Source organism: Paludisphaera borealis (assembly GCF_001956985.1).
GTDB classification, from domain to species: domain Bacteria; phylum Planctomycetota; class Planctomycetia; order Isosphaerales; family Isosphaeraceae; genus Paludisphaera; species Paludisphaera borealis.
The window spans coordinates 6071838-6086307 of sequence record NZ_CP019082.1 but is presented as its reverse complement, the minus strand read 5'-3'; the positions used below and the strand labels follow the sequence as shown (position 1 = coordinate 6086307).

Sequence of the window (14470 nt, the reverse complement as noted above, 5' to 3'; positions counted from 1 at the left end):
AATCCTGGAATCGCGACGTGAAAACCTGATCGCGGCGATCAATAGGCGTCGTCGTCGATCAGGTTGCCGTCGCTGCGATGGCCCAGCGAGCGGAGGACGTCAGGGCGGATCTTATTCTTGAGCATCCGAACCGAGCCGTCGCCGAACAGAAAATTCGCGCCGCCCGGATGCTGGCTGGAGAAGCCGCCGACCACCTCCGCGGCAAGCTCGCCGGAGTCGATCATGTTCTGAATGACGGTCGTATCGAACATCAGCTTCCCGCCAGCCGGCTTGAGCCTGGCGAACGGGTCGTTGCCGCCGTTGACGCCCCAGCCGGTGTTGCGGAGCGTGGCCGACGTGCCGACCGCCCACGAGCTGGAGGTGATCGCGCGGGAAAACTCGCCGAGGAGGATCGTGTACGCCGGCCCGTCGACAAGGTCGTCGTAGCCGATCCGGCTGTTGAGGAAGAAGACGCCGTGGTTGTCCACATCAATCGGCGCCTCGACGTCGTGGTGGCAGCCGGCGTAGTTGCTCGCCCCTCGAAACCCGTTCGACGGACACATGAACGTCTGGATCGAGATCTGCTGGGCCGTGTCGTTGCTGGCGTGGTAGACGCCGAACGAGAAGTTGAACTGGTTGTAGGTCGTCCCCCGCTCCATGAACGGCAGAATCCGCGCCGCCCAGCCGAAATGGTAGCCGGCGGGTACGTTGGAGATCGGCCCCTTGTCGTTGACCACGCCGGGGGGGAAGACGCGGTTCGACGAGGCGTAGTTGCTGATCGCCGTGCCGAGCTGGAGCAGGTTGTTGGTGCACTGCGTGCGGCGGGCGACTTCGCGCGACGACTGGATCGCCGGCAGCAACAGGGCGATCAGCACCGCGATCACCGCCACGACCACGAGCAGCTCGATCAGGGTGAAGCCCGACGATCGGGACGACCGTCGGCCGCGCGGAGATGTGGAATCCATGGGCGTGTCAGTAGCTGGAGTCATCGATCGCCTCCCCGTCGGATCGATTCCCGAGCAGCCGGAGCACGGCCGGATCGATCGACTCGTTGAGAAACCGGACCGAACCGTCGCCGAACGCGAAGATCGCCCCGCCCGTGTGCTTGCTTCCAAACCCGCCGACGAACTGGGGCGGGAGGGGGACGTCTTTCGATTGGATCGACGGGACTTGCTCGTCGTTGATCGGGTGTCCGGTGTTCCGGAGCGTGGCCCGGCTCCCGGACATCCAGCCGAGCGACGACGGCTCGGCGACCTCGCCGATGAACAGCGTCTGAGACAGGCCGTCGGTCACATCGTCGAAGCGAATGCGGCTGTTCCGGAAGAACACTCCGCTGTTGTTCACGTCGATCGGCGCCTCGACGTCGTGGTGACAGCCGGCGTAGGTGGACAGCCCATCCTGAACGCCTGGTATGACGACTCGCACCGAGGGCGTTCGCCAGTTCTGAAACGACTGTCGCCACGCGGCCGAGGTCGGGCAGAGAAGCATCGATATCGACGACACCCGTACCGTGTGGTTCGCCGCGTTGAGGACGCCGAGATCGAAGTTGATCGAGTCGAAGAGCGAACGTTGCTCGTTATAGGGGAGCAACGAGGTGATCCAGCTCATCCGATCGCCGCCGGCCACGTCCGGATTCGGCCCGCCGTAGTCGACGCTTCCCGACGGGAGGACGTTGTTCATCGAGTAATAACCCTGGGTCGCCAGGATCATTTGCTTCAGATTGTTGATGCAGGAGATCCGTCGAGCCGCCTCGCGGCCCCGGACGAATACGGGCAGCAACAGCGAGATCAGGACGATGATGATCGCCAGGACGACCAGGAATTCGACGACCGAGAAACCGGCGTTGCGCTTCATGTTCCCGCCTCGTTCAATACTGATCCGAATCGATGGCCTCGCCATCGGCGCGGTTGGCCAGGAGCTGGAAGACGTTGGCGCCGATCGTCGATTTGATGAACCGGACCGAGCCGTCGCCGAACAGGAAGTTGGCGCCCCCCGGGTGCCGGCTGCCGAAGCCCCCGACGTAACGAAGTTGCGCTTCCTCGGCCTCCTTGGGATCAAGCGGCTTCGTCTCCGGCCCGTCGACGACGACGCCGGTCGAGCGCCAGCCGCCGCCCGCCAACGGCGTTCCCGTGTTGCGGAGGCTGCTCCGGGTTCCCGACGCCCAGCCCTGGTCGAGGCCGTTGTTGAGCTTCTCGCCGACGAAAATCGTCTGGCTCGAACCGTCGGTGATCTTCTCATAGCTGATCGCGCTGTTGAGGAACAAGACGCCGTGGTTGTCGGCGGCGATCGGCGCCTCGACGTCGTGGTGGACGCCCGCGTAGCTGGTCATCGCCACGCGCTGGCTGTCGCGCACGGCGCCGGAGTCGGACGGGCAGAGGAAGCTTCGAACCAGGTTCGTCCGGGTCGTCAGGTTGGCCTGATCGTAGAGCCCGATCTTGTAGTTGAAGTGGTTGTAGACGTTCTTCAGCTCCATGTATGGCAAGACGCCGACCATCCAGCCGAAGCCGTACCCCTTGGGCTGGTCGAGGACCGGGCCGTTGCCATCGCCGACCGAGCCGGGGGGAAGCACCTCGAACGCCCCCTCGTAGTTCTGGAGCGCAATGCCGATCTGCATCAGGTTGTTCAGGCACTGCGCCCGACGGGCGGCCTCTCTGGCCGACTGGACGGCCGGCAAGAGGAGCGCGATCAACACGGCGATGATCGCGATGACGACCAGCAGCTCGATCAGCGTGAAGCCGAACCGAGGCCCGCCGTCCTCCCCCGAAAGGAGAGGCGCGGCGTGGGGAACGTCTGACGAACGCGAAGGCATGGCGGATCTCCTCGGAATCAGGGCGTTTGAGGGACGACGACTTCTCGTGTGTATCGAATCCGGCGCGGGGGATCGGGGGGGTAATCGGCCTGCACCTGGACGATCCGGGCTTCCCCCTGGGCCGACGGCCGCTCGACCCGGATCGTCACCACGGCCGACGGACCCTTCTCGGGGGCGAGCGAGGCCGGCTGGCCGAGCGCCTCGGCGCTGATCTCCCACCGTTCGCCCGTGTAATCGGGCTTCGCGGCCAGGCGGGCGAACGCCCGATCGACTCCCGACTCGGCGAGCCATTCCGCCTGGAGCCTTCGCTCCTGGACGCGGACCTGATCGCGGTATGCGACTCCCAGCTTGACGAGCACCCCGCTGACGAGCGTGACGACCATCAGGCAGACCAGGACGGCCGCCGCGGTGAGCCCGCGACGCTTCGGCTTTCCTTGCGCGGCTCTCATGGCTTGCCTCCTTCAGTCTTCGCCTCGGACGCGAGCGATCGCACGTCCTTGCCCACCGCCCCCAGGATTTCCAGGGTACGCACGGGATCGATCCGGTTCTTGCGGGCGATCGTATCGACCTCGACGACCGCGAACCTGCGGCCGTCCAGCTCGCGAAGCGACAGCCGGACCGCGCCGGACTGCGGCACGATGAACGTCTCGCGGCTGGCGACCTTGCCGCCGACCGTGTCCACGCGGGCGAGCTTGCCGTCGCCCTGGGGCTGGTAATCGATCGAACGATTCGGCCCGGGGGCGATCCGCAGGCCAGGCTGTCGCTTGGGGTCGGTCGTGACGATCTCGACGCCGCTCGCGGCGTGGACGTCGGACCGGAACTGACGGGCCAGGCGGCCCAGCGCCCCCGCCCGATCCAGCCGTCCCCGGCTGTCGGCTTCGAGCTTCATCGCCAGTTGCAAGACGATCACGGTCATCCCGAGCAGGACAGCCACGCCGGTCATCATGACCAGAGTCTCGATGATCGTGATCCCCCGGCGACGGCGTCCGAGAACGCGTTGGTTCGCACGAATCATCGTGGGCCCCCTTTCCGGCGATAGACCCACGAGGTGAGCCGCACGGGCGCTTCCCACCCGCCGGACCGGCTGCGCCAGCGGAGCCCCAGCGCGATCCGCTTCGAGTCGTCGCCGCCCGAGGGGTCGTGCTCGGTCACTTCGATGTGAAGCTGGGCGTCCGGCAGGGTTCGGGCGGCCTCGGGCGAGAGGGCCGTGTTCTTGACCGCGTCGGTCGTCAGGGATTCAAACGGTCGCGCGGTCAGCCGTTCCATGAGGTTGGCCCCTTCTTGCACGGCCCACTGGCGACGATCCAGGTTGCGGCGCTCGGCGGCGGTCCAGCCGACGACCCTGGCGATCAAGCTCATGGCGATCATCAGCATCACGGCCGACATCGCCATCTCGGCCAGCAGCGAACCCCGTCGCGATCGTCCCACTCGTCTCCGCGCGATCATCCCGACAGCCTCCCAATCAGCTCGACCAGCGGCGCGAAGAATCCGACCGCTATGACCAGGATCAACGCCCCGATGGCGCAAATGACCAGCGGAAACAGCGTCTGGACCACGGCCTGAGCGCGGATGCCGAGTCGACGCTCAGCCGTCTCGGCCAGCTCGTTCATGGCCCAGGCCAAGTTGCCGACGGCCGCGGCCGACGACAACACCTCGTAGTCCGTGTAGCCCAGCAGCCGGCACCTCAGCAGGGCCTCGCGCCAATCGCCCCCCTCGCGCGCCTCGCGGGCCGCCCCGGCGAGCTTTTTCCGCACCCAGCGGGTGGGGTAGTGGCTCGCCAACGTCTCCAAGCCCCCTTCGATCTTCCGGCCGCCTCCGATGGAGATCGCCAGCGATCGCAGGATCAACGCGGTGTGGCGGCGCTTCAAGAGCCGGTCGAGGAACGGGATCTCGAAGTTCGACCGGCCCGCGAATACGAACGGGAGGAAGAACAACAGAAGTACGTTGAGGGCCGGGAACCAGAAGAGGTACTTGATCAGGAAATGAGACGCCTCGAGGACGAAGATGGTCGTCTGCGGCAGCGAGACCCCGAAGTCTTTGAAGATCGCCTCGAACTTCGGCATGATGAAGTAGAGGATGAATCCAACGATCCCCTGGATGATGAACAGCACGCCGAGGATGTAGGCGACGCGGGACGAGATCGCCGCCCAGATCGGCGCCCGGGCCGCGCGGATCGTCGCGGCCGTCCGCAGGGCCTCCGCCAGCTCGCCGCTCTCGTGGCCGACGTGGGCCAGGAGCAGGGCGTCGCTCGACACCACGCGCGGCGTTCGCTCAAGGGCCTCGGGGAGGCTCAGGCCGCCGTCCAGCAGCGCGGCCACCCGCAGCACGCGGCGTCGATAGCGGCCGGAATACTGGTCCGCGAACGCGGCGACCGTCCTCGCCAGCGGCATCTGGTGCTCGGCCGCGATCGCCAGCATCCAGAGCAGCGAATCCTGCTGACCGGCACGCCCACGGATCAGGATCACCGCCGCGCCCGTCAGAAGGGCGATCCCCAGGACGAAGATCAGCGGAATCACGACGGCACGAAACGTCACCATCATCCAGAGGACGACGGCGATCGCCATGATCAGGTAGAGCAGATGGCTCAACCGCCACGGATTTGGCGCGGTGAGCGACTCCGCCAGTTCAGCGCGCCAGTCGTCGGTCGGCTTGTCAGGCAATTCGGCTCGCGGTTCCTCGGTCATCTCAACGTCTCCGCACTTCGGCCAGAACCCCGAGCACCAGACCCGACGTCGCCAGGCTGAGCGACGCCGCCACGGCCGCCAGCGTACCGATCAGCATCTCGGCCCGGTTCGTGCACAGTCGAGCGATCCCGAACAGGGCCACGATCAGGAGGGCCGGGCTCGCCGCGTGGCAAAGCACCTGCGCCGCGCGCAAGGCGGTCGACTCGTCGCAGATCCGCATCGCAAAAACCTTCGCCGTCGCTCTCATCGATATCGACTCCCGAATCGTGCGTGGACTCACCCGGAAAGCTTGCTCAGGAGCGTGATCATCGGCAGCATCAGACCCACGACCACGATGAAGATCCCCAGGATCACGCCGATGACCGCCAGCACCCCCATGACCGTGCCGGCGAAGGCCGCCTGCGACCGCGAGCGGGCCTCGAACATCTCGCCGGCCATGTGGAGGATCTCGGCGATGGCCCTGTGGCTCTCGGCCCATTGCAAGAGCCTGGCCAGGCTGCGCGGCATGGCCTGTCGCACCGCCGCCGCCCCTTCCTTGGCGCTGATCAGGTTTTCCATCGTCGGGGCCGGAGGCGCCAGGGCGGCCTTCTTGTCGAGATGGTCGAACGGTCCCACGGGCGCGACGACCGGCGCCCGGCCCGCCATCGCCTCGGACAGGGTCTTGCCTTGCTCGACGTCGTTCGCCATGGCGCGGCACGCTCGGTCGATGTCCGAATTCTGAATCCCCTGCCCGGTCAACCGCAGCGCCTCGGGCATGGGAAGATCGGACTCAAGCAAGATCGCGAGCAGGTGGCAGAACTCCGCCCAGGAGGTGAATCGCCACAGTTTGCCGATGACCGGTATCCGACCGATGACGCTGTTCCGGACCGGCGTCGGCAGCAGGAAGCGGAGAATCAGCCAGAAGGCCACGACCAGGCCGACGAAGGCTACCAGGACCGGCCAGCCCGCGCGGGCGAGGTGCGAGGTGCCGACCAGCATGATCGTCAGCGCGGGCAGCGGGATGCCGAAGTCGCGGAATATGTTCTCGAACTGCCCCACCAGGAAAATGTCGACGAGCAGCAACAGCGTCAACGCCAGACCGATCGTGAACAGCGGATAGGCCAGCCCCAGCCAGAGCCCGCGCTTCAACTCGGTCCCGACGCTGGCGTACGCGGAGAAGCGGCCGAGCACGTCGCCCAGCTTCCCCGTGCGAAGGCCGCCGAGCACGAGCCCTCGGATATGCGAGGGAATCCGATCTTGCTGAGCTTCGAGGGCCGTCGTCAGCGGGCTTCCCCGGTCGATCGCGTCGGCCAGCTCGATGAGCGAGTTGCGAAAGCCGCCCTGCGACAGCTCCTCGCCGAGCGCCCTCAGCCCGGGCCCCAGCGGCAGGCCCGAACGCGCGACGCCGGCGATCTGGTCCGACAGCCGCTCGGTCTCGCTCCGGGTCAGCGGGTCTCGTCCGCCAGGTTTCTCTTGTGAATCCGCCATATCTCGGAAAGCCTTGATTCGTGGTCGGAAGGTTCAGCCCGATCGACTCCCGCGGCGCCGGCTTTACGGGCCCGCCAGCCGACTCAACATGCCGGTAAGCGGCAGGAACAACGTCAACGCATAAAGCAACGTCGCCGACGCCCCCACCAGGATCATTACGATCGACGGCAGGAACAGCCGGAGCTTCTCGGCACGATACGCCGCGCGCTTGCGGTACATCGGCGCCAGGTTCCGCAGCGCCTCGACGATCGAGCCCTGCTGCTGATCGCTAGTCAGCACCCAGCGGAGCAGCGGGCTGAACGCCGGACCGGGGGCGCCGCGAAGCGCCTCGCCGGCCGGCCGGCCTTGCTCCAGATTCTTCGACAACGCGTGAGCCTCGTTGATGAGCGGCGTGCTTCCCGTGGCCTCCGCCGCCAGCGAGACGGCCTCGGGGTACGCGACCTTGTTTTCGAGCAGAAGCGCCAGCAGCTCGGCGAAGCCGGCCGACTGATGGTCCTTGAGCATCGGCCGCATCCACGGAAAGAAGCTCAAGAACGTCCAGCCGCTCTCGCTGAACTGGACCGCGCGACCCGACCGCCACCAGGCGAAGGCCATCCAGCACAGCATGATCGGCCAGATCGGCCACCAGTACGGCGCCAGCTCGCCAACCCGCTCGACGAACGACAGCGCCCGCGTCGCCGGCAGGTCGAATTGCTCGAACGCCTCCCGGAACCGGGGGACGAGCTGCGTCACCACCCCGATGAACAGCCCGTAAGCCAGCGTCACGACGAGCAGCGGATACCAGAGCGCCAACCCGATCGCGGCGCGGGTCTCGGAGTACCCCCTGAGATAGCGGGTGAGCCCCTGAAGGGCCGAAGCCAGGTCGCCGGTCCGGCTCCCCGCCTCCACGACCGCCCGGTAAAGCGGCGGGATGGCGTCCTTCTCGGCCTCAAGAGCCGAGACCAGGTCCTCGCCGCGTCCCATCCGATCCGCCAGAATCTTCGTGACCGCGCCCAGCCGCCCGGGCAGGTCCTCGCCCGCCTTCACCAGCCCGCGCTCGAGCGGCGAACCGGACCTGACAAGCGCCACGATCTCCTCGTTCAGGGCGATCAACTGGTCGATCGTGACCGGCCGCGCGCCGCTCCCCGCCGAACTCGCCTCGGACATGACTGCTCGACCCCCGCGCGACGCGGCCGTCGCAAACCGATCCGCTTGCCTCCGACATGTGTGACAGTTTTATTCCTATCACAATTGTCACAGGGCGTCAAGCAGCGGCTTTCGCTTTAGACGACATTTGTCGGACTGACGTGGGGCGGGTCAGCCGGGACGTGGTCCTTCGCCCATGCCCAGGACGCGCCGGACTTCGGCGGGGGAGGTTCGACCGTCCTCGACGGCCTGGAGGGCGCGGTCCCAGCGCGTGGTCATGCCGGCGGCGACGGCGACGGCCTCAAGCCGGCGGACGTCGGCGCGGGCGAGGACGGCCTGGCCGACTTCCTCGCTCTCGGGCAAGAGCAGTTCGGCGAGCACGATCCGGCCGGAGTAACCCGCGTTGCACGCCTCGCAGCCCCTGGGGAGGCGAACCTGGCGGACAGCGAGGCCGAGGCGGTCTTCGACGGCCTCGGAAGGGGTCGAGCAGGCGGGGCAGAGCTTGCGGACGAGGCGCTGGGCGACCACGGCCCGGAGCCCGCTGCGGATGGCGTAGGGCTCGATGCCCATGTCGAGCAGACGGCCGACGACCTCGCAGGCGCTGCCGGCGTGGAAGGTCGTGAGCGTCAGGTGTCCGGTGAGAGCGGCCTGAAGCGCGATCTCGGCGGTCGTGCGGTCGCGGACCTCGCCGATGGCGATCACCTCGGGGTCTTGCCGCAGGAGCGCGCGGAGGCCGGCCTCCAGGGTCAGGCCGGCGGCGGTGTTGACCTGCGACTGCGAGACGCCGTCGATCGCCGCCTCGATCGGGTCTTCGAGCGTGGTCAGGCTGCGGGCCCCCGCCGACCGCTTGGCCAACTCGCGAAGGCACGCGTAGATCGTCGTCGTCTTGCCGCTTCCGGCCGGTCCCGACAGGACGATCGCGCCGGAAGTCTCGTCGAGTAGACCCGAGAGGACCCGGCCGACCTCGTCGGGGAGTCCCAGGTCATTGAGCGTCAGATAGCGGCCCGGCCCGGCGAAGAGTCGGACGACGGCTTTCTCGCCGTGGAGCGTCGGAAAGCTGGAGAGCCGCATCTCGACCTGGCCGGCCACGCCGCGAATTCGGCCCTCCTGGGGGACGTCGGTCCGGTAGGTCAGCAGGTCGGCCAGCACCTTGAGCCGGGCGACGACGTTGGGAGCCCCCTGCCGGCCCAGCGTCGCGACCGATCGCAGCACGCCGTCGATCCGCCAGCGGAGGTCGAGCCCGTTCTCGACAGGCTGAAAATGGACGTCGCTCGCGCCCGATTGAACGGCCGCCGCCAGTACGCGATCGACGACTTCGGTCGCGTACTGGGGACGGCTCGGGTCAAGCTTTTTCAACGCCTCGTGCAGCGACGTCTCAGGCATGGAATCCCATTCTTCCTCAGCCGCGTCCGCCCTCGCAGCACGTCTCGCAGATTGTCCGACATCGCGAACAGATCAGCTTCCCGCGCCGCTCGACCAGCCGCCCGCCGCAGACCGGGCACGCCGGACAGCGGTCTTGCGGAGAATCGTCGGCGGACGCGGACGCGGGCGACGGCGGCGGAGACGGTGGCAGCGGCTGTATCGAGGCTTCGTCCGCCATGAAACGACTCACACATGAGAGACGACTGGCGTTACTTCCCCAGAACCGGAAGGGCCTGGGCCGAGGAACCGGCGACGTCTTCGAGAATGCACCGCACGCCTTCGGGGCGGCGGGCCGGCTCGAAGGCGACCGACAACATGTGAGCGCCGCGGTCGAGGTCGAGCACGAGCGCATCGGGTTCAGCCGAGGTCGGTTCGACGCGGCGGCCGTCGATCCAGAACGACAGGTCCTTCGCCGAATCGAACCGGAGCTTGATCTTTCCTGGAGTCGTCAACTGGACGGCCGACTGCGCGACGGCGATCGGCGGCGCCTGGTTGACGCGGGGATTGACCGGCAGCTCGCCCGACGGCAAGACGCCGCCGACCGTCGTGTAGATCGGCCGCCACGCCCACGATTGCTGGTTCTGGATCACCGCCTCGATGCTCGTGCGGATCATCGCCGTGGCGGCTTCGGGCGTGCTCTCAAGCGCCTGCCAGCGGCGAAGGACCCGATCCTTGCCCACTGAGTAAGGGCCGATCTTGCCCAGCTCGGAGAGGAACCGGACCAGGTCGACCAGTTCGGCGCGGGTGAGCGGATCGGTCAACCCGTTGGGCATGAGCGAGGGGCCCGGCTTCTGGTCCTCGATCGAGCTGACCGGGATGGCGACCTCGCGGTCGTCGGCGTCGCGCACGACCAGCTCGGCGTCCGACTGCCGGACTTTGATGCCGTTGATCACGCGGCCGTCGTCGGTTCCGACGATGAGCGAGTGGAAGTTCTCCTTGACCGCCTTGTTCGGTTCGATGATCGAATCGAGCAGGTAGTCGATCGGAGCACTCGCGCCGATGCTCTCCAGTCCCGGGCCGACCTGGCCGCCCGAGCCGGCGACCGCGTGGCATTTCAGGCAGGTCAACTGGGCGCGTCGGAAGATCGCCTCGCCGCGCGCGGGGTCGCCGTGGCTGATCTCGGCGAGGATCGCCGTCTTCTCCTCGGCCGAGTAGACGCGGTTCGTCGCGCCCAGGCCGGCGGCCTTGCCGAGGGCGTCGATCAGCTCGGGAGCCGAGCGTCCAGACGCCTGGACGTCGCGGATGCAGAGCTTGGCGAGGTCGGATTCGACCTTCGCGTCGGCGATCGCCTTGGCCAGCGCGGCCGGGCCGTCGCGACGTTCGAGGAACCGCGCGACGACCCGTTTCGCCTCGTCCGCTTGATCCGCCTTGAGGCTGGCCAGCCAGCGCGCGACGCGGGGGGCGGCCGCCTGGGGATTGTGAGAAGCCAGGGCGGCGAGGGCCAGGGCCTGAACCCCGTTGGAACCGCCCGAGTCGGCGAGCGTCTCGACCACGCGGGCCGATTCGGCGTCGCCGAGCCCCAGCAAGGCCCCGACGGCCTGCTGACGGACCGCCGGCGCGACCTTCTCGTCCTTCGCCAGCTCGGTCAGCTTGGGAGCGAGCCCCACGATCTTCCACGCGCCGGCGGCCGACGCCGCGGCCGCGCGGAGCGCGTCGTCGGGCTCGGCGAAGAGGGCGCCGAGGGCCGACAGGTCGCCGGACGGCACCGCCTTGCGATCGCGACTGGCGCGAACCAGGGCGTTCAGCAACGTCGCCCGGCGGCTGCTGGGGAGCGACTTCTCACGTTCCACCAGATCGAGCACAAGGGCCAGCTCGTTGGGACCGCCGACCGCCGTGATCAGGTTCAGCGCGGCCTCGTCCTGCTCGTTGGGCACGCGGCCCGATCGGTAAAGGCTCAGCAGCGGCTTGAGAACCTGGGCGGACCCTTCGGCCTGAAGGGCGAAGACCAGCCGGCGCGGGTGGCCGTCGAAATCGAACGTCCCGGCCTGAACGCCAGGGAGCCACGCCGGCGCAAGCTGGCGGGCGGTCAGCCACAAGGCGTAGTCGAGAAACGTGTCGACCGGCTTGTCGAGCGCCCGCATGGCCAGGCTTGCGGCCTGCTGGCTAGGAATCTGGGCCAGGACGCGGACCGCTTCGAGCCGCACCCGAGGGTTCTCATCCTCGACGCGAGGCGCCAGCAGGGCCAGGGCGTCCGGCAGTCGGTCCTTCCAGAACTCGACGACGCGGACCGCCGCGGCGCGAACGCGGCCGTCGGGCGATTCGAGCAAGCCGCCGAGCAGCGCGGGCTCGACGACGTTGAGCCCCTGGTAAACCCAGAGGGCTTCGAGCCGAAGATGCTCATAGCGGGCGTCGGCCGGCTTGAGAGCCTTGACCCAGGCCGCCAGCGCGGGGACGACCTTCGCGGCCCCCCGATCCTTGAGCACGCGCTTGGCGTGGTGCCGGGTGTAGTCTTCGGGGGCCGCGAGCGCTTCGAGCAGGCGGGGGACGTCGGCCGAAACCAGCTTCGGGCGCTCGACGAGCGGACGGCCCTTGGCCGTGACCCGCCAGATCCGGCCGCGCGAGTGGTCGCGCCGGGGGTCGCGGAAGTCGACCTCGCCGTGCTGGATGATCGGGTTGTACCAGTCGGCGATGTAGATCGCGCCGTCGGGCCCCATCTTCACGTCGATCGGCCGGAACGAAGCGTGGCGCGTCTTGATGAGTTCGGACTGCTCGCGCGAGGCGAAGCCCGAGCCGTCGTCGCTGACCACGAACCGGCAGACGCGGTTGCCCCGGAAGTCGTTGGTCAGCATGCTCCCCTGCCACGACTCGGGCAGATGCCGGCCGCTGGCGACCTCCAATCCGGAGTACTTGGGACTGCCCGGATTCAACCCCTTGAGAATCCGCGTCGCGTCGACGGCCGTCACGTAGTACGCGCCCGGCAGGCAATAGTTGATCCCCTCGCCCCCCGCGCCGTCGGTGGCGAACGACTGGCCCCAGCGGTCGACCTGGTGGCCCCAGGCGTTCACGAACCCTCGAACGAAGACGCCGAGCTCCATCGTCTCGGGCCGGAACCGCCAGATTCCGCCGCCGTTGAGCCGGCGCACGCCGTGCGGCGTCTCGATATGGCTGTGAATATAAATCGACTGATTCATGTACAGCATGCCGTCGTGAGCCCACCGCAGCGTATGGAGCAGGTGGTGAGTGTCTTCGGTGCCGAAGCCCGAGAGCACGACGCGCTTCGCGTCGCCCTTGCCGTCGCCATCGGTGTCCTTGAAGTGGAGCAGCTCGGTGCTGTTGGCCACGTAGACGCCGCCGTCGCCGGGCTCGACTCCGGTCGGGATCAAGAGACCGTCGGCGAAGACGGTCGTCTTCTCGGCCCGGCCGTCGCCGTCGGCGTCCTCGACGATTAAGACCTTGTCGTTGGCTTCCTGGCCAGGCTTGATCTGGGGATAGACCTCGGAGCTGGCGATCCAGAGGCGGCCTTCCGAGTCGAAGTTCATCTGGATCGGCTTGGCGATCAGGGGGTCGGCGGCGTAGAGGTTGACCTCGAAGCCGTCGGCCATGATGAACGACTTGCGCTCGACCTCGGGATCGGGGTCGGGCAGCGGCCCGGTCGCGTTCTGGGCGAGCGCGGACGTCGAGGCGTTCAGGGTCAGCAACAACGCGGCGAGGTTGCAAAGAAGGATGGACGCGGAGCGCCGGGTTCGGTTGCTCATTGGGACACCTCGTTCTCTCGGATCAGCTCGTAAGTGTGGGCGACGGGCTTGCGGAGTCGGGCGATCTCCTTCTCCTTGGCGTCGACGAGCGGGTCGAACTGAGGGATCTCGATCGCGTTCCGCCCCTGCTCGTGCTTGCGGAATCCGAAGAGGTAGGTGATGTTCTGCGGCCGCCAGCGATAGAAGAACAGCAGGTTCTTCTCGTTGATCGTCTTGCGAAGCTGCTCGACCTGCTCGATCGCCGGCCAGGGCGGGAGTCCGACCCCAGCGGCCCACTCCTCGGCGGTCCTAGCGGCGACGGGCCGGCCGTCGATCTTCAGTACGTAGCGACCGGGCTTGAGGCCCTGGAACTGGAGCACGTACGTCCGGTCGTTCGCATCGCCGGGGGCGAGCGGACGGTGCAGTCGGGAATCGAAGCTGACGAACTTCCTGACCTGATCCGTCTCTTCGACGTCCTTCACGTCGAACGGCAGTGTCGTGAAGGTCCGCTTCCTGGAGCCTACCAAGAAGGACGAGTCCGCCAGCCGCCACGAGCCCAGGGCCGTCAGGTGGATGCCGTCGTCGGTATCGGGGGCGACCCCGGCCCTGGGGCCCCCGCGCTGGCGCTGGACGCCGTTGAACAGGTCGATGAACGCAGCATTGCGTTCTTGCGCGATCTTGCCGACGGCCTCGGCGTAGAGTGCCAGGTCGCGGTTGTGGGCGGTCGGGTCGGGCAGCGGGGCCGGCAAGGCTTCGTGCGGCAAGGGGGAGAGCAGCACCAACCGCGCCTTGGCCGGGGCGACGGCATCGAGAAAGGCGTTGTAGCCTTCGACGAACCGGGAAAGCCCCGCCGGGCCGTCGAACGAGTCGGCCATGCCGTAGCCGACGATCAGCACGGTGGGCTTGGCGGCCAGCACCTGTTCCTTGAGCGCCTTGAACCCGGCTTCGGGGGGATCGAAGCCCGCTCGCGAGAGCCCGCGGACCGTGTCGCCGCTCCAGCCGAGGTTCCGAAACGTCAGGTCGAGGCTCGGATTCTCGATCGTCAGCACCGTTTCGAGATAGCCGTAGCGCTGGTCGCGCTCGATCAGCGTATCGCCGACGAACACGATGCGGTCGTGGTCCTTGAAAACCCAGGGTTTGGGCGGGCCGTCAGCTCGGACATCCTTGGCCGACGTCGCGGCGAGGACGAGGAGCAGGCCCGCGAAGAGCGGCCGTGCGGTCGAGACGCGCAGAGGGGGCAAGATCAACCTCCGATGATTTCGGGCGGGGGGAGCGGCCGGACGCGGCCGGAGTGCGATCGCCTCTCGATC

General features: G+C 67.7%; 13 protein-coding genes. All 13 read right to left on the bottom strand.

Annotated elements, in window-relative coordinates:
• Positions 1-38: 38 nt before the first annotated feature.
• Positions 39-944 carry a DUF1559 domain-containing protein gene (locus BSF38_RS23575; RefSeq protein ID WP_076349555.1) on the bottom strand — a complete coding sequence of 302 codons (906 nt, stop codon included), beginning with the start codon at positions 942-944 and terminating at the stop codon, positions 39-41.
• 7 nt (positions 945-951) lie between these two features.
• Complete coding sequence (locus BSF38_RS23570; protein WP_076349554.1) at positions 952-1833, bottom strand: DUF1559 domain-containing protein; 882 nt, start codon at positions 1831-1833, stop codon at positions 952-954.
• 13 nt (positions 1834-1846) lie between these two features.
• The gene (locus BSF38_RS23565; RefSeq protein ID WP_083713334.1) at positions 1847-2788 is read right to left on the bottom strand and encodes a DUF1559 domain-containing protein; all 942 of its coding nucleotides are present in this window, start codon (positions 2786-2788) and stop codon (positions 1847-1849) included.
• 17 nt (positions 2789-2805) lie between these two features.
• Positions 2806-3237 (bottom strand): hypothetical protein, encoded by a 432-nt coding sequence (locus tag BSF38_RS23560; RefSeq protein WP_076349553.1) that lies wholly within the window; start codon positions 3235-3237, stop codon positions 2806-2808.
• Entirely contained in the window at positions 3234-3803 is a 570-nt protein-coding gene (locus BSF38_RS23555; RefSeq protein ID WP_076349552.1) for a type II secretion system protein, read from the bottom strand. The genes BSF38_RS23560 and BSF38_RS23555 overlap by 4 nt, the downstream gene beginning before the upstream one ends.
• Positions 3800-4234 (bottom strand): hypothetical protein, encoded by a 435-nt coding sequence (locus tag BSF38_RS23550; protein WP_237170583.1) that lies wholly within the window; start codon positions 4232-4234, stop codon positions 3800-3802. The genes BSF38_RS23555 and BSF38_RS23550 overlap by 4 nt, the downstream gene beginning before the upstream one ends.
• Entirely contained in the window at positions 4231-5472 is a 1242-nt protein-coding gene (locus BSF38_RS23545; RefSeq protein WP_076349551.1) for a type II secretion system F family protein, read from the bottom strand. The genes BSF38_RS23550 and BSF38_RS23545 overlap by 4 nt, the downstream gene beginning before the upstream one ends.
• Position 5473: 1 nt before the next feature.
• Positions 5474-5719 carry a hypothetical protein gene (locus BSF38_RS23540; RefSeq protein ID WP_145952289.1) on the bottom strand — a complete coding sequence of 82 codons (246 nt, stop codon included), beginning with the start codon at positions 5717-5719 and terminating at the stop codon, positions 5474-5476.
• Between the two features lie 29 nt (positions 5720-5748).
• Positions 5749-6939: a type II secretion system F family protein gene (locus BSF38_RS23535; protein WP_076349549.1), complete on the bottom strand. Its 1191-nt coding sequence runs from the start codon at positions 6937-6939 to the stop codon at positions 5749-5751.
• A 63-nt stretch (positions 6940-7002) separates the two neighbouring features.
• Complete coding sequence (locus BSF38_RS23530) at positions 7003-8085, bottom strand: type II secretion system F family protein (RefSeq protein ID WP_076349548.1); 1083 nt, start codon at positions 8083-8085, stop codon at positions 7003-7005.
• 150 nt (positions 8086-8235) lie between these two features.
• Positions 8236-9447 (bottom strand): GspE/PulE family protein, encoded by a 1212-nt coding sequence (locus tag BSF38_RS23525; RefSeq protein ID WP_076349547.1) that lies wholly within the window; start codon positions 9445-9447, stop codon positions 8236-8238.
• A 248-nt stretch (positions 9448-9695) separates the two neighbouring features.
• Positions 9696-13181: a PVC-type heme-binding CxxCH protein gene (locus BSF38_RS23515; RefSeq protein WP_083713331.1), complete on the bottom strand. Its 3486-nt coding sequence runs from the start codon at positions 13179-13181 to the stop codon at positions 9696-9698.
• Positions 13178-14401, bottom strand: a complete 1224-nt coding sequence (locus BSF38_RS23510; RefSeq protein WP_168189437.1) for an SGNH/GDSL hydrolase family protein — start codon at positions 14399-14401, stop codon at positions 13178-13180. Before BSF38_RS23510 ends, BSF38_RS23515 begins: the two co-directional genes overlap by 4 nt.
• Positions 14402-14470 lie beyond the last annotated feature (69 nt).

Excerpts from the sequence above, each read along its gene's own strand:
- BSF38_RS23525 (WP_076349547.1), bottom strand. The coding sequence starts at position 9,447 with ATGCCTGAGACGTCGCTGCACGAGGCGTTGAAAAAGCTTGACCCGAGC.
- BSF38_RS23545 (WP_076349551.1), bottom strand. The coding sequence starts at position 5,472 with ATGACCGAGGAACCGCGAGCCGAATTGCCTGACAAGCCGACCGACGAC.
- BSF38_RS23540 (WP_145952289.1), bottom strand. The coding sequence starts at position 5,719 with ATGAGAGCGACGGCGAAGGTTTTTGCGATGCGGATCTGCGACGAGTCG.
- BSF38_RS23560 (WP_076349553.1), bottom strand. The coding sequence starts at position 3,237 with ATGAGAGCCGCGCAAGGAAAGCCGAAGCGTCGCGGGCTCACCGCGGCG.
- BSF38_RS23530 (WP_076349548.1), bottom strand. The coding sequence starts at position 8,085 with ATGTCCGAGGCGAGTTCGGCGGGGAGCGGCGCGCGGCCGGTCACGATC.
- BSF38_RS23535 (WP_076349549.1), bottom strand. The coding sequence starts at position 6,939 with ATGGCGGATTCACAAGAGAAACCTGGCGGACGAGACCCGCTGACCCGG.
- BSF38_RS23550 (WP_237170583.1), bottom strand. The coding sequence starts at position 4,234 with ATGATCGCGCGGAGACGAGTGGGACGATCGCGACGGGGTTCGCTGCTG.
- BSF38_RS23575 (WP_076349555.1), bottom strand. The coding sequence starts at position 944 with ATGGATTCCACATCTCCGCGCGGCCGACGGTCGTCCCGATCGTCGGGC.
- BSF38_RS23555 (WP_076349552.1), bottom strand. The coding sequence starts at position 3,803 with ATGATTCGTGCGAACCAACGCGTTCTCGGACGCCGTCGCCGGGGGATC.
- BSF38_RS23565 (WP_083713334.1), bottom strand. The coding sequence starts at position 2,788 with ATGCCTTCGCGTTCGTCAGACGTTCCCCACGCCGCGCCTCTCCTTTCG.
- BSF38_RS23515 (WP_083713331.1), bottom strand. The coding sequence starts at position 13,181 with ATGAGCAACCGAACCCGGCGCTCCGCGTCCATCCTTCTTTGCAACCTC.
- BSF38_RS23570 (WP_076349554.1), bottom strand. The coding sequence starts at position 1,833 with ATGAAGCGCAACGCCGGTTTCTCGGTCGTCGAATTCCTGGTCGTCCTG.